This window comes from Acuticoccus yangtzensis, from assembly GCF_001927245.1.
Taxonomy (GTDB): Bacteria; Pseudomonadota; Alphaproteobacteria; order Rhizobiales; family Amorphaceae; genus Acuticoccus; species Acuticoccus yangtzensis.
This window is the reverse complement of sequence record NZ_MJUX01000003.1, coordinates 1-14591: the sequence shown is the minus strand read 5'-3', so window position 1 is coordinate 14591 and position 14591 is coordinate 1. Positions and strand designations below refer to the sequence as shown.

10 protein-coding genes are annotated in these 14591 nt (G+C 68.0%); 6 read left to right on the top strand and 4 right to left on the bottom strand.

Features of this window, described 5'->3' with window-relative positions; all coding sequences use genetic code 11:
* Positions 1-24: 24 nt before the first annotated feature.
* Together BIX52_RS09275 and BIX52_RS09270 are read right to left on the bottom strand one after the other, a co-directional pair.
* A complete protein-coding gene (locus tag BIX52_RS09275) occupies positions 25-804 on the bottom strand; it encodes an SDR family oxidoreductase (RefSeq protein WP_075220809.1) in 780 nt (259 codons plus the stop codon).
* Positions 801-1124: a nuclear transport factor 2 family protein gene (locus tag BIX52_RS09270; protein WP_075220808.1), complete on the bottom strand. Its 324-nt coding sequence runs from the start codon at positions 1122-1124 to the stop codon at positions 801-803. The genes BIX52_RS09275 and BIX52_RS09270 overlap by 4 nt, the downstream gene beginning before the upstream one ends.
* 105 nt (positions 1125-1229) lie before the next feature.
* Here BIX52_RS09270 and BIX52_RS09265 point away from each other — a divergent pair, with 105 nt between their 5' ends.
* Positions 1230-2126, top strand: a complete 897-nt coding sequence (locus BIX52_RS09265) for a LysR family transcriptional regulator (RefSeq protein ID WP_075220807.1) — start codon at positions 1230-1232, stop codon at positions 2124-2126.
* Between the two features lie 117 nt (positions 2127-2243).
* The gene (locus BIX52_RS09260) at positions 2244-2789 is read left to right on the top strand and encodes a c-type cytochrome (RefSeq protein WP_075220806.1); all 546 of its coding nucleotides are present in this window, start codon (positions 2244-2246) and stop codon (positions 2787-2789) included.
* Between the two features lie 47 nt (positions 2790-2836).
* Here the strand turns inward: BIX52_RS09260 and BIX52_RS09255 are convergent, their stop codons facing one another.
* Positions 2837-3667: an alpha/beta fold hydrolase gene (locus BIX52_RS09255; protein WP_075220805.1), complete on the bottom strand. Its 831-nt coding sequence runs from the start codon at positions 3665-3667 to the stop codon at positions 2837-2839.
* A gap of 237 nt (positions 3668-3904) precedes the next feature.
* Here BIX52_RS09255 and BIX52_RS09250 point away from each other — a divergent pair, with 237 nt between their 5' ends.
* The 3 genes from BIX52_RS09250 to BIX52_RS09235 all read left to right on the top strand — a co-directional run bounded on the left by BIX52_RS09250 (position 3905) and on the right by BIX52_RS09235 (position 7935).
* Entirely contained in the window at positions 3905-4828 is a 924-nt protein-coding gene (locus BIX52_RS09250) for a GlxA family transcriptional regulator (RefSeq protein WP_075220804.1), read from the top strand.
* A gap of 1194 nt (positions 4829-6022) precedes the next feature.
* Positions 6023-7462, top strand: coding sequence for a multicopper oxidase family protein (locus BIX52_RS09240; RefSeq protein WP_075220802.1), 1440 nt, complete (start codon positions 6023-6025; stop codon positions 7460-7462).
* Positions 7459-7935 carry a DUF411 domain-containing protein gene (locus tag BIX52_RS09235; RefSeq protein ID WP_245803162.1) on the top strand — a complete coding sequence of 159 codons (477 nt, stop codon included), beginning with the start codon at positions 7459-7461 and terminating at the stop codon, positions 7933-7935. Before BIX52_RS09240 ends, BIX52_RS09235 begins: the two co-directional genes overlap by 4 nt.
* 285 nt (positions 7936-8220) lie before the next feature.
* Here BIX52_RS09235 and BIX52_RS09230 read toward each other — a convergent pair whose 3' ends face one another.
* Positions 8221-11844, bottom strand: a complete 3624-nt coding sequence (locus BIX52_RS09230) for a hybrid sensor histidine kinase/response regulator (protein WP_075220801.1) — start codon at positions 11842-11844, stop codon at positions 8221-8223.
* Between the two features lie 373 nt (positions 11845-12217).
* Here BIX52_RS09230 and BIX52_RS09225 point away from each other — a divergent pair.
* Positions 12218-14591 (top strand): hypothetical protein (locus BIX52_RS09225; protein WP_075220800.1); only part of this gene is annotated, 2374 nt, incomplete at its 3' end.

The window sequence follows — 14591 nt, the reverse complement described above, 5'->3', positions numbered from 1 at the left end:
TCGCGTTCCGGAGTGCGGCATCGTTCAGACCGTCGGGATGGTGCCGCCGTCGATGACGTATTCGGCGCCGGTGATCGTCGCCGCCCTCTCCGACGCGAGAAAGGCGATCAAGCTCGCCACCTCTTCCGGCGCAGACGGGCGGCCGATCGGAATGCCGCCCAGCCCGTCCATGATGATGCGCTTGCCGCCTTCGAGGTCGGTGCCGGCCTCCTGCGCAAGCCTCTCGGCGAGCTCCAGCGAGGATTCGGTCGCAATCCAGCCCGGCGCGACGCGCAGGACGCGGACGCCTTTCGGCGAAACCTCCTTGGACAGGGCCTTGCTGTAGGCGGACAGCGCCGCCTTTGCCGCGGCGTAGGCGGTGGTGGACTGCGGCAGAGGAAGCTGGCGCTGGATCGAGCTGACGTGGATCACCACGCCCTCTCCCTCCTCTGCCATGGCCGGCACCAGCGCTCTGTCGAGCCTGACGGCGGCCATGAGGTTGAGGTCGATCTCTGCGGCCCACTCCGCGTCACCCAGCACGGCAAATCCGCCGGCCGGCGCCGATGAGCCGCCGAGCATGTGGACGAGGATGTCGACGCTACCGAGCCGCGCTCGGGCTTCCTTCGCCAGCGTGGCACATCCCTCCGGCGTCGTGAGGTCGGCGGCGACGAACATCTCCTCCGGCATGTCTTCCGGCCTCCGGCGTGCGGAGGTCAGCACGGTGGCGCCGAGCTCGCGGAACAGGGCCACGGTCGCCGCCCCCGCACCGCGCGTGCCGGACGTCACCACCGCGCGGCGACCTTCAAGCGTCAGAAACCCGCTCATGCGCCGATCCGGAGCCGGGTGATGGCCCCATCCGCAACACGGAAGGCGAACGTCAGATTGGCGGGACTGCCGGGGAAGTTGCCGGCGACCTTCGCCTGCACCTCGGTGACGTCACCCTTTTGCGCGATGGCGAAAGGCTCCGCGGTGTGTTCGGTCTTCGCTTTGGCGGCCCGCCACCATGTCTCGATGGCGTCTGAGCCGCGGTAGGTCTTCCCCTCATCCTCGACGACGGCGTCCATCGCGAACGCGCTCATCGGCGCGGCTCCGTCGGCTTTCCCGTCGGCGTCGAAGTACGTCTTGATCGGCGATGGCAGTTTCATGAGTCGTATCCCTTCCGTCTCTCTGCTTGAGCATCGGAATTAAGGGTCGACAGCCATCCCGTTTAGCGGGATGAATCGGGATGAGACATTGCGGATTTCGCAACAATGTATCGGCCGGCGCTCAATGACCTTCACGCCGTTCTCGCCATCGCGCGGAGGGGCTCGTTTCGTGCCGCTGCGGCAGACCTCGGGATGTCCACCACCGCACTCAGCAACGTGGTCGCGAAGCTGGAGGCCGATCTGGGTGTGCGGCTCTTCAATCGCACCACCCGCAGCGTTTCGCTGACCGGCGCCGGCCGCGCGTTCGTCGACGAGATCGCCGCCCCGCTCGAAGACATCCGGGCGGCGATGGATGCGGCACGCTCGCAGCAGGCGACACCGTCTGGAACACTGCGCATCAACACGTTCGCGACCGCGGCGCGCGAGATCCTCGCACCGCTCATTCTCGCCTTCATCCGGCGATATCCGGAGGTGCACGTCGATCTCGTGACCGAGGGCCGGCTGGTGGACATCGTCTCGGAAGGGTTCGACCTCGGCGTGCGGGCCCGCAACCTCGTGCCGAGCGACATGATCGCCGTGCCGCTCGGCCTCCCGCAGCGCGCCGCGGTGGTGGGGTCGCCGGCCTATTTCGAGGCGCACGCCCAGCCGCGCACGCCGGCCGATCTACCCGGCCACCGCTGCATCCGCGTCCGCCTGCCGAACGGCGCCCTCTACCGATGGCATTTCGAGAAGGATGGACAAACGGCGGACGTGGACGTCACGGGTCCGCTCACGCTCGACGAAGCGTCGCTGGCGCGCAGTGCGGTGCTCGACGGTGTCGGCCTCGGCTACTTCATGGAAGCCAACGTCCGGGCCGACATTGCGGCAGGCGATCTCGTGCGCGTCCTGGAAGACTGGACACCGCCGCTCGCGGACCTTTGCCTTTATTACCCCGGCCGCCGCAACGCATCCGCCGCGATGAAGGCCTTCCTCGCCCTCGCCCGCGACCTCGGCCGGCGATAAAGGGTCTGGCTGGCGCGCCACAACCGTTTCAGCCGAAACGAGACGCCGGCGTTCTGACATCCGGCGGCATTCGAGAAGGCTCAGGTCCGATCGACCTCACCGGCGAAAGGACGTGCAATGAAACCCGCAGACTGCTTGAACGCTCCTGGCAAAATCAGAAGGCCCGACATCGCTCGCCGTTTGGCGGCGTCGGCGCTCCTGATCCTCGCCGCATCGCCCGCCGGCGCACAGACACCGGATGTGGACCGCGGCAGATATCTCGCTTCGATCATGGACTGCGGCGGGTGCCATGCGCCGCGGGACGCAAACGGTGTGCCCCTCCCCGGCGCCGGCCTTTCCGGGGGGACGGTCGGGTTCGAGGTTCCGGGGCTCGGCGCATTTTGGCCACCCAACCTTACGCCTCACGACACCGGCCTCGGCGGCTGGACGACCGTCGACATCATGGCCGCGATCCGATCGGGCAAGCGGCCGGACGGCCGGATTCTGGCGCCCGCCATGCCCTTCGCAAACTACGCGCACCTCACCGACGGAGACGCCGCGGCCCTTGCCGCCTACCTCCAATCGCTCGAGCCGGTCGACCATCAGGTGCCACCGCCGGCCGGACCGGGTGTCGACACCCCCGCACCCGCGCCGGTCTTCCGCTTCGTCGCGCCGCAAGACTGACCCGCGGTCTCGGGTCCTCGCCGTCAGGACGAGGACCCGGGCACTGCTCACTTCCGGGCAAACGCCAGAAGGTCCGCATTCACGACATCGGGATGCGTGGCAAAGAAGCCATGCGACAGGCCCGGATAGGTCTTCAGCTCGCCGTTCCGCAGGAGCTTGATCGCCTTGTGCGCCGAATTCTCGATCGGGACGATCTGGTCGTCCTCGCCGTGAAGGATCAGCACCGGCACCGTGATCGACTGCAGATCCTGCGTGAAGTCGGTCTCGGAGAAGGCCGCGATCCCATCGTAGTGAGCCTTCGCACCGCCGGCCATGCCCTGCCGCCACCAGTTGTCGATCAAGCCCTGGCTGACTTCGGCACCGTCGCGGTTGAAGCCGTAGAACGGCCCGGACGGCACGTCGCGGTAGAACTGCGCACGGTTTGCCGTCAGTGCGGCGCGGAAGCCGTCGAACACCTCCTTCGGGATGCCGTCCGGGTTCGCCTCCGACTGCACCATCACGGGCGGAACGGCGCCGAGTAACGCAGCCTTCGCCACACGCCCCGCCTCGGCTCCCGCCACGTAGCGCGCAACCTCGCCGCCGCCGGTCGAGTGACCGATGTGGACCGCGTTGCGCAGGTCGAGCGCTGCGGCGAGATCCGCGACGTCGGCGGCGTAATGGTCCATGTCATGCCCGCCCGAGACCTGCTCGGAGCGGCCGTGGCCGCGCCGGTCATGGGCGATGACCCGGTAACCGTTCGCCAGGAAGACCAGCATCTGGTTGTCCCAATCGTCGCTCGAAAGCGGCCAGCCGTGGTGGAAGACCACGGGCTGCGCGTCCTTCGGTCCCCAGTCCTTGTAGAAGATTTCCGTTCCGTCGCGTGTTTCGATCGTCGCCATGGTGAAGTCTCCTTGTGTCTGAGCGTGGATGGGGCGCGGCAGGGCCGCCGCGACGGCGGTCGCTGCGGCCGTCAACATCAATGAGCGCCGGTTGACCTTGAGCGGCATCGTCGATCCCCTCGATTTCGCTTAGACAGAGCTAAGTGCTCAATGGGACGCTCGCGCGTGGCGGAACGGACAAATAGCAGGGCGAAACCGACACAGCCGCCGCGGACAGCGGCGAGCGCGGAAATCGCCTTGCTGATCTATCCGGACTGTCAGCTCTCTGCCGTCTACGGCCTCACCGACGTCTTCAGGATCGCCTCCGAGGCGGCGGGCACACTCCCGATCCGCGTCAGCCACTGGCGCCCCACCGATGCTGGAATGGAATGCGTGTGGGACAGTCAGGCCGGCACGCATGCCATCACCCATGTCATCGCACCGCCGAGCCTAATCGTGCCGAGAAAGATGGCATCGAGCCCCGTTGCGACGGAATGGCTGACGGCGCTGCACGGCAAGGGCGCGACGCTCTGCTCGGTTTGCGCAGGGGCATTCATGCTTGCTGCAACCGGGCTGATCGACGGTCGCCGAGCGACCACGCATTGGGCGTTCGCAGCGGATCTCGGCGCCCAGTTCCCCAAGGTGAAGCTCGCTGCAGAGCATGTGGTCCTCGATGACGGCGACATCATCACGGCCGGCGGGATCCTCGCTTGGGCCGATCTCGGCCTCACGCTTGTGGAGCGCCTTCTCGGCCCCGCCACAATGTTATCGACCGCCCGATTCCTGGTGATCGACCCGCCACGGGGAAGCCAGCTGCTGTTCGCGCAGTTCACTCCGCGATTCAACCACGGCGACGAGGCGATCCTGCGCATCCAGCACCACCTGCACGCACACGCTGCATCTCAAATCAAAATCAGTGAGCTTCACGGTATTGCCGGGATGACGGAGCGCACCTTCCTGCGCCGCTTCAAGGCGGCCACAGGGCACGGACCGAACGACTACCTACAGCAGGTCCGGATCGCAAAGGCCCGGGAGGCGCTGGAGCGCACAACTACGCCGGTCGATCGCGTCGCCTGGAGCGTCGGCTACGCCGACACGAGCGCGTTCCGAAAGACGTTCCTGAAGCTCACAAGCCTCACACCAGCGCAGTACAGAGAAAGATTCAGAATTTTTGAACCGTGAGTGGTCGATCGGCTATTTCGTTACGTCGAGATGCCTCAGCGCCTTGTTCGAGAAGGGTGACATATTGCACTGATCCTGAAAGAAGCATTCTGACGGGGATGCGACTTAAGCCGAAGTGGAGCAGTCGAAAAACATCGTGGCTGTTCCATATGGTAAGACGCGGAGAACGTTGGCTGCCAGACCTTCTCCCTCCGCCATTGGCCCTCGCTATAGCCTCCCGTGCTTCGCCAACCTGAACGGTTCTCCCGCGCTTTGGTGCGTCAAACCCGCCCGATAGCCGTCCGGCGACCGTGCGATAGGCGCAGCGCATCACCGATTGGTGGTCCCGCAGGACGAAACAAGCACGACCTGCATCGCGGCGTCGGAAACGCGCCGGGCCCGACCTTCCCGCCGACAGGGCGAGCGTTCCGCGACACCCGCGCCGGATTTCTCGACGCAGGCAACTCACGGCACCAGCCGAAGCCTTGCAGCGGCGATCTGGCTCTCGGTGGCCGCGTGTGTCTCAGCGACGGATGCGCGTGGGTGTAGGGCCGGCGGGATGGGGCCCCTGCGGCACGCACGTCGATTGACGGCGGGGCCGGGCGGCTTCATCGTCGGGTCCATGAGTTGGACCGGTCCGATCCTCCGTTTGACCCTCGCCTTATGCCTCGCCCTGGCCACCCCGGTCTCGGGCTTTGCGGCGGCGGCGACGAATGGCGCGCTGGGCACGGCTGCGACCACAGAGGCCACGACCACGACGGCGCCGACTCCCACTGTGGCGACCATCATGGCGCCGCCCATCGCGGCCACGACCGTCGCCGTGGCGGCACCGCCGGGGAAGATCGCGGAGCATCGATCGGCCGAGACGCACGGGGCCGCGGCGCCATGCCCGATGGGGGACTGCGGCGACGCACCCCAAACCTTCACCGACTGCGCATCCACCATGGCCTGCGGGGCACAGCTTCTCGCCGTCCTTCCGCCGCGAACCTCCCTCGCACGACGGCGAGGGGCAATGCCCGCCGTAACGCGAGACCAGGCGGTGCAGGCCTTCGCGATCACGAGAGATCCGCCGCCGCCCAAATCATCCATCTGATCGGCGCAGGCGGCCCGGCTGCCCGCGTCCACGAACGGCGGTGCGCGCCCTCACGGCCCGCTGCCGCTGGATTTGATGCGATGCGCCCCACATGGCGGCGCTCATACGGATTGGATGTTGCAATGACGATCAAAACGGCCGTGGCGGACCTCACCCGCCGGCGGTTCCTGGGCTGCACCGCGGCCGGTGCCGCGCTCGTGGCCTCTTACCCTGCCCTTGCGGCGCCGCAGGCCCCGCCCGCGCGCCCCCTCGTCGCCGCGGCCGGCCGCCAGGCGCTCGCCTTCGGCACGGCCACGCACCTCGTCGACACCTGGAACTATGGCGGTGCGGTCCCTGGTCCACTGCTGCGTTACAGCGTCGGCGACCGGCTCCGCGTCGACTTCGAGAACCGGCTACCCGAGCCGACCTCCGTCCATTGGCACGGGCTGCGCCCCCCGAACGCGATGGACGGCGCAGCGCCGCTCACTCAGCCGCCCGTCCAACCCGGTGCGCGCATGACCTACGAGTTCGACCTGACGGACGCCGGAACCTACTGGTATCACACCCACTTCCGCGGCTGGAACCAGCAGGACCGCGGGCTCTATGGCGTCTTGATCGTCGACGAGCGGAACCCGCCTCAGGTCGACCGGGACCTGGTCCTGGTGATCGACGATTGGGTGGTCACGCGCGATTTCACGCTGGACACCTCCTTCGGCGACATGCACAGCGCGGCCCACGCCGGGCGCCTCGGCAACGTCGCGACGGTCAATAACAGCTCCGATCTCGCGATCGGCTTGAGCGCGGGCGAGCGCGTCAGGCTGCGGCTCGTCAACGTCGCGAACGCGCAGATCTTCGCGCTGAAGTTTCCCGGACATGCGCCCGTTCTGATCGCCGAGGATGGCAACCCCGTCACGCCGCGACCGCTCGGCGACGAGCATCTGGTTCTCGGCCCCGGCCAGCGCGCCGACTTGATCCTCGACGCGACGGCCGAGCCCGGCGCAACGCTGCAGCTCGACGCCGATACGCTGACCGACCAGCTCCACCTGGCGCGCTTCGTCTACGGCGACGCGCCGGGCGGCAGCGGGCTTGCGGGCCGCCCTGTCGCGCCGCTGGAGCCCAATGCGCGGCCGACGCCGGACCTTGCCAACGCCCGGCGCATCCCGCTGACGATGGAGGGCGGCGCCATGGGTCGAATGAGCGGGGCGATGATGGGCGGCCGCATGATGGGAATGCGCGAACTCGTCGCGGCCGGGCGCGTCTGGGCCTTCAACGGTGTCGCGGGAGGCATGGAGGCGCCGCTCGCCACGCTGAAGACGGGCGAGACGGTCGTCGTCGACATGGTGAACGCCACAGCCTTCCCGCACGCGATGCACCTGCACGGCACGCACTTCCGCGAAATTGAGCGCAACGGCTCGCAGGTGGACGGCGCATGGCGCGACACCACGGTCATGGCGCCGGAGGACCGAGTGTCGGTCGTCTTCGTCGCCGAGCAGCCGGGCAAGTGGATGTTCCATTGCCACATGATCGAACACCAGTCCGCCGGGATGATGGCTTACGTCGAGATCGAGGGAGAGCGGGCATGATGACACGGCAAGGCGGATGGGCGGCTGCGGCGCTCGCACTCGTCTGCGTTACCGCGATCGCGAGGCCTGCACCGGCCGACGCGGACCCCGCGGAACACAGGATCAACGTCGCGAAGACACCGTGGTGCGGCTGCTGCGGCGATTGGGCGGACCATATGGCGCGGCTCGGCTACGAGGTGGAGGTGACCGAACTCACGGACCTGTCGCAGTTGCGCTCGCGCGTCGGTGTCCCGCAGGCGATGGAGGGCTGCCACATGGCGGTGGTCGAAGGCTATGTGCTGGAGGGCCATGTTCCGCCGGAGGCGATCGCGCGCCTGCTGAGCGAGAAGCCGGACGTGCGCGGGATCGCGGTGCCCGGCATGCCGGCCGGATCGGTCGGAATGGGCAATGATCCGCAGGCCCGTTACGACGTCTTCGCATTCGGCGGTGAGGCCGCCGAGGGCCGTGTCTTCTACCGGGCTGGCGTGCGCTGAACGTCGCGCTCCGGCGGTGCGACGGCCGTGCGCGGGAAGAGAAATCCCTCGCGGGAAGGTCGGCGGTGATCGCGGTGAAGGCCCCAGGGGGTTGGGCCTTCACCCTCGCTGCCGCCTGTGCTGACAGCGCGGACGAGGCGCGCGACCGGAATCCGCGGTCGCGCTCCTCGTCTTCGTCGATCGACGTCGCCGGATGAGCCGGCGGAGGCGGCGGCCCGGAGATCCACCAGACGCGAAAAGGCGGGATGGGTTGCCCTATCCCGCCTTCCGTCCGTTTCGTGGCCCTCAGGCCGCGTCGGATGCCGCGTTGGTTTCGGGCGGCATTTGCTTGGCGATCGCGGTGAGGGTCATCGCGAAGATGCGCTCCATGTGCTGCCGCAGCGCGTTGAGCTCGGCCACGGGAGGCGTGTCCCTCCGGGCGCTCGTCTCGAACCGTTCGGCGAGAAGGGCGAGGCCCGATGCGCCGATGATGCGGCTAGAGCTTTTGATCGTATGAGCCGGCATGACCGCATCCTCGATCTTCCCCTCCGCCAGCGCCTGGGTGATGGTTTCGAGATAGGCCTCGGTGTCGGACTTGTAGAAGTCCAGCAGGGTCTGGAATTTCTTCATGGAGCGGCGTGTTTCCTCGAAAATCGCGAGGTCGAGCACCGGCACCTTGGGCTTCGCGGCTGCGGCCGGGGCACCGCTGGCCGCCGCAGCGGGCGCCGGCGCCGGGTTCGCTGCGGGCGTCCGTTTGGCGCTCGCCGCCGGTGCACCCGCCGCGGGAGCGCTTGCTGAGGCACGCGCCGCCGGAGCGCTGGCAGGGGCACTGGCCTGAGCGGGCGCAGCGGTTCGGGTGGCCGCCTTTGCCGGTGCAGCAGCCGGCGTGGCGGCCGTGGCCACGGCCGGCTTGGCCGCAGCGGGTTGCGCCGGAGCGGGTTGCGCCGCCTCGGATCGCGCTCCTGCCGGTTGCGCCGTCGCCGGCTTCGCCACCGAAGCCGCCGCGTCCGCCTTCGCAGCGGCGACTTTCGCCGCCAAAGCCGCCATCTTCGCCTTCGGACCCTTGGCGGCCTGGGGCGATCCTGCCGCCGCAGGTTGGGCCGCTTGCGCCGCGGGCGCGGCATTCGCCTGTGCGGCAGACGTCGGTGCCGCCTTCCGCGCCGGTGCCGGGGCCGCCGGCCCGGCGGACGGGGCCGCCTCACGCTGGGCTCGCGCCGCTCCGGTCGATGCCTTCGCAGCGGATCCAGGGGCCCCCTGAGACGCCTGTGGCGCGGCCCGTCCAGCGGCGGGCGCGGCCTTCACCGCAGCAGCCTGAGCCGGAGCAGTCTTCGCCGCTGTAGCCTGAGCCGGAGCAGCCTTGGCCGGAGCAGTTTTAGCCGGTGCAGCCTGGGGAAGGGTAGTCTGGGCCGAGGCTGCCTGGGGCTGCGGCGCCGAGGCCTGGCGCTGGGCCCGTGCGGCGGCGTGCTCGGCGGCGGGATCGCGCCGCAGCCCTTCAATATCTCCCAGCACTCGCTCCAGATCGCGCAGGATCAGCGGCTTGGTCAGGAAGTCGTCCATGCCCGCGGCGAGGCATTTCTCACGGTCGCCCTTCAGCGCATTGGCCGTCAGCGCGATGATCCGCACGCGCCGCACGTCGCCCCGGTCCATCGCCGCGCGAATTTCACCGGTCGCCTTGTAGCCGTCCATGACGGGCATCTGGCAATCCATCAGGATCACGTCGAAATCGCCCGTCGCCGCTGCCTCCACGGCCCGCAGACCGTTGTTGGCCTGGGTCACCTCGAATCCGAGATCGGACAAGATTTCGCTGCCGAACATCAGGTTGACGTTATTGTCGTCGACGAGAAGAGCCCGGCGCCCTTCGTAAAGCGGCCCCGTCGGCGCAGAGGGAATGGCAGCCATTTCAGCCTCGCTGTCGTCGCTATCGCTGCGTGCGATCCGGATGATCTTGTAGACAAGGGCATGACCGTTGAACGGCTTCACCACGGCCATATCGAACTTGAGATAATCTTCGCAGGCTTCCTGCGATCCGAGCACGATCGTCGGCACGTCCACCAGCGCCCCGCTCCGCTTCATCCGCTCGGCGAGCGTCACCGCGTCCTGAATGTTCGGCTTGTCGTCGAGCAGGATGGCGTCGAAGGGCTCGAGCTCGTGCTCCTCGGCGATCAAGCGCAGCGTGCGCACGTGCGGCGCGAAGGTGACCACCTCGATGCCCCGGTTCTCGAGGTTGCTCTCGACGATGAGGGTGACGTCCGGATCGCTGGCGATGAGAGCGACGCGCCGTCCGGCACCTTCAGTCACCAGCGGGCCTTCGAGCTCCGTCAGCGGCAATTCGAAGTGGAAGGTCGACCCTTCTCCGACCGTGCTCTCGACACCGATCGAGCCGTTCATCAGCTCCACGATCTGCTTGCTGATGTTCAACCCGAGGCCGGTTCCGCCGAACCGGCGGGTGGTGCTCTCCTCCGCCTGGCTGAACCGCGAGAACAGCTTGTGGATGTTCTCCGGCGCGATGCCGATCCCGCGGTCTTCGATCGCGAAATAGATCCGCTTCTCGCCTGTCTCCTCGTCCCACACCGAGCGGGCGCGCACGATGATGTTGCCGTGGTTGGTGAACTTCAACGCGTTGGAGATGAGATTGCCGAGCACTTGGCGCAGACGTGTCGGATCAACTTCGACCACGGCCGGGAGATTGGGGTCGAGGTCGAGGAGGAAGCCGAGCCCCTTGTGCTGTGCGCTGGGGGCGTAGAAGCGCACGATATCGGTGATGAGATGGTTGAGGCTCGTGCGAACGGGATCGATCGCGAGCTCACCGCTTTCGAGCTTCGAGATGTCGAGAATGTCGTTGAGGATGGCGAGAAGCGTGTGGCCGGACGATTTGATCTGCTCGGCATAGCGGCGCTGGCTCTCGGTCAGGTCCGTGCGGGTCAGGAGTTCGGCCATGCCCAACGCGCCGTTCAGCGGCGTGCGGATCTCGTGGCTCATGTTGGCGAGGAAGACCGATTTCGCCTCGGAGGCTTGCTCTGCCTTTTTCAGGGCCTTCTTCATCGCGGCATCGGCGCGGCTTTGCATGCGCGCATAGAAGAGAACCATCGTCAGACCGGCGAGACCGATCAGCAGGACCCCCGCGATCATGACGATGACGCTGAAGAGCCCCTTCATGTAGGAGCGCAGGGTTGCGGTGACGGTGAAATTCGGCGTCACATGAACTTCCGCGTCTCCGAAGGTCACGCCGAACAGCCTGTCGAGGTTTTGCGGCGGCGGGTCGAAGTTGAGGGTGACCTCGGCGTTGTCGGAGTTCAGCTCGATCCTCGTGAGCCCGGCATTGACCAGAAGACCCGATTGCACCTGAAGCGCTGCGAGCCGCATGTCGATCGCCGCATAGACGACGAGGCGATTGCCCTCACCGGTGGGAAGAGCCTGCGCGATCACGATATGGTCGGCGGACAGATGAGGCATGACGTTGCGCCACATCGTGGGGCTCAGCGCGACGGTTTCACCCGGGTTCTGCATCAGACGGGCGCCGATCTTCGTGGCGTCCCCATAGGACGGATTATCGAAGACCACGCTTTCGCCCATCACACGCTCGACCGCGAGCGGGGTGCGGTGCGACGCATGGAAGGCGAGGCCCGACAAGGTAAAGTATCCGAGCTCGGTGATGCTGGTCGGTTGACCGCCCAGGTCCGCCATGTCTCTGGCGATGTCGTCCCCCTTTCCGGCGAGAACGAACCCCATCGCGTCCTTGAGGCGCAACAGGTTGGCATCGATCTGCTGGTGGAAGGCCTGCGCATAGAGCTCCACTTCGATTTTGAAGCGGTTGCGTGAAACCTTGATTTCCTGCGCGAGGTACCAACTGAGCATCGCGGCGACGAGCGTCAGCATCACGGTCACCACGAGGATGGGCAGTGACCTTTGGAGGCGGCGGGTTTTCGTCATGGTTCTTTCGGGCCCGGCTGGGCGGCGTCCTCAGTGCGTCCGGTCCAGAAGCGGAAGGGACCGGTCCAACGAAGCCGTCGCAAGGTTGAATGGCGGGGAAGACGCAATGTCCTCTTCAGCAGACCCCGGGCGCGAACGAGCCGATTGCGGTCCCGTTCGCACAAGGGGTGCCTCCCGATGATTACAGCCTTGCCATTCCTTGGAGCTTGCCGCACCGCACCGCTGTTCCTTTGGATACGGCGCGCTTCTTTTCTTTAAATCCAAAGAATATTCCAGGATTTACACTTTGATATGCCGGGCCGCGCGTGGAACGACGGACGCTTCTCTGCATATATCTTGCAGTCAAGTTCGGTGTTTTGCGGAGGGATTTGTTATGGTCGACCAAATGAGCACGCCGCTGGAGTCGAAGCTCTACGAGGCGATCGATGTCTTCGATCCCGCAGGTGAAGTGTCCGCAGACAGTGCGAACGGTGTCGGCACGCTCGATACCACCACCGCCACGCCGATGGCGCCGATGGGGCTGGACCGCGCCGAGTCCAGTCCGACGGCGACGCTGACCAGCGCCGCGCCGCAAGGGGTCGTCGAGCCGCAAAACCAGCTCGACCTGTTCGGCGACGTGCGTCCGGACTCCGTGCCCACTACCGGCTCCGACCGCTCGGCCGCGTCGCAGCGCGACGGCGTTGTCACCGAACTCGAACTCGACATCGAAGAGGCGGGGACCATCGGCTCTGAGCCGGCGGCCACGCCTCCGGCCCCTGCGGCCTCCGCCGCGCCGGCGGCTGTGCCGGTCGGCGTTCAGCTGAACGGGCTCGCCCCCGAGGCGCAGGACTTCGACCCTGCCGCGGCGGCCCCGTCCCTTCCCGGTCAGCCCGCCGGTTCCGCCGAGTCCGATCCCGTCGGCGCGGCACCGTCCACCACGGATGCCCCCGAAGAGGGCGGGTCCGCCCCGTCTGCCGCCGATCCTGCCGCCTCCGGCAATCCGGCCACGGGTGGTCCCGCTGCGGCCGGATCGGCTGCGGGTGGTCCGGCTGCGGCCGGATCGGCCGGCCTCGGCACGTCCGCGCCTGGGTTTTCGGCCGGCGCCGCCATCCCCTCCCCCGCAGCGTCCGGATTGGCTGCGTCTCCGGCCGAGCTCGGCGCGCCGCCCGCCCCCGTGGGCGAAACTGCCGACGAGACGCCGACCGACGCCGCGCAGGCTCCTGGCGCCGAGCATGCCGACGCGGCTGACACCGCCGGTGCCGGTGCGCCCGAAGGCCCGGCCCACCCGGTCGTCGCCGACACCGACGCCCCCGTGGACGCCACCCCGCCCTCATCCGGCCCCGCCGACGACATCCTCCCCGCTGCCCCCACCCCCGACCCGGCCGACGACGGCCTGCCCGCCGATGCCTCCATCTCCGCCGACGTGACCCTCGGCACGGAGGACGGTCTCGTCGACGCCAGCGTCGACGCCGGTGACCTCGGTACCGTCGACCCCGGCACCGTGGATGCTGTCCTCGACGCGACCGACCTCGGCACCATCGACACCGGCACGGTGGATGCCGTCCTCGACGCGGCCGACCTCGGCACCATCGACACCGGCACGGTGGATGCCGTCCTCGACGCGGCCGACCTCGGCACCATCGACACCGGCACCGTGGACGCTGTCCTCGACGCGGCCGATCTCGGCACCGTCGACACCGGCACCGTGGACGCCACGCTCGACACGGCCGATCTCGGCACCGTCGACGCCGGCACCGTGGATGCGGTGCTCGACACAGCCGACCTTGGCACCGTCGACACCGGTACGGTGAACACTGTTCTCGACGCGGCCGATCTCGGCACCGTCGACGGCGGCACCGTGGATGATGTGTTGGACGCCGTCGACCTCGGCGGGGATGCGCCGGCCGAAGGCGACAGCGACCTTGCCGTCGACCTCGGCGTGGACCTGCCGGGCGAGGATCTCGTCGCCGACGCGGACGTTGTTCTCGATCCGGTCGAGGCCATCGTCGGCGACATCGACATCACCGCCGACGCCGACCTCGGTCTGGAGGACGGCGCCCCCCTCGCCGTGTCCGCCGACGCAGACCTCGACCTCATCGACGGCCTCACCGGCGATGCGCCCATCTCCGCCGACGTGACCCTCGGCACGGTGGACGACCTCGTCGACGCCACGCTCGACGCCGGCGACCTCGGCACCGTCGACGCCGGTACCGTGGACGCTGCCCTCGACGCGGCCGACACCGGCACCATCGATACCGGCACCGTGGACGCAGTCCTCGACGCGGCCGATCTCGGCACCGTCGACACCGGCACCGTGGATGATGTGCTGGGCGCCGTCGATCTCGGCGGGTATGCGCCGGCCGAAGGCGACAGCGACCTTGCCGTCGACCTCGGCGTGGACCTGCCGGGCGAGGATCTCGTCGCCGACGCGGACGTCGTTCTCGATCCGGTCGAGGCCATCGTCGGTGACATCGACATCACCGCCGACGCCGACCTCGGTCTGGAGGACGGCGCCCCCCTCGCCGTGTCCGCCGATGCAGACCTCGACCTCATCGACGGCCTCACCGGCGATGCGCCCATCTCCGCCGACGTGACCCTCGGCACGGAGGACGGCCTCGTCGACGCCACCCTCGACGTCGGCGACATCGGCACCGTCGACACCGGCACCGTGGACGCCGTGCTCGACGCGGCCGACCTCGGCATCGTCGACACCGGCACCGTGGATGCGGTCCTCGACGCGGCCGATCTCGGCACCGTCGACGGCGGCA

Excerpts from the sequence above, each read along its gene's own strand:
- BIX52_RS09275 (WP_075220809.1), bottom strand. The coding sequence starts at position 804 with ATGAGCGGGTTTCTGACGCTTGAAGGTCGCCGCGCGGTGGTGACGTCC.
- BIX52_RS09270 (WP_075220808.1), bottom strand. The coding sequence starts at position 1,124 with ATGAAACTGCCATCGCCGATCAAGACGTACTTCGACGCCGACGGGAAA.
- BIX52_RS09265 (WP_075220807.1), top strand. The coding sequence starts at position 1,230 with ATGTATCGGCCGGCGCTCAATGACCTTCACGCCGTTCTCGCCATCGCG.
- BIX52_RS09260 (WP_075220806.1), top strand. The coding sequence starts at position 2,244 with ATGAAACCCGCAGACTGCTTGAACGCTCCTGGCAAAATCAGAAGGCCC.
- BIX52_RS09255 (WP_075220805.1), bottom strand. The coding sequence starts at position 3,667 with ATGGCGACGATCGAAACACGCGACGGAACGGAAATCTTCTACAAGGAC.
- BIX52_RS09240 (WP_075220802.1), top strand. The coding sequence starts at position 6,023 with ATGACGATCAAAACGGCCGTGGCGGACCTCACCCGCCGGCGGTTCCTG.
- BIX52_RS09235 (WP_245803162.1), top strand. The coding sequence starts at position 7,459 with ATGATGACACGGCAAGGCGGATGGGCGGCTGCGGCGCTCGCACTCGTC.
- BIX52_RS09230 (WP_075220801.1), bottom strand. The coding sequence starts at position 11,844 with ATGACGAAAACCCGCCGCCTCCAAAGGTCACTGCCCATCCTCGTGGTG.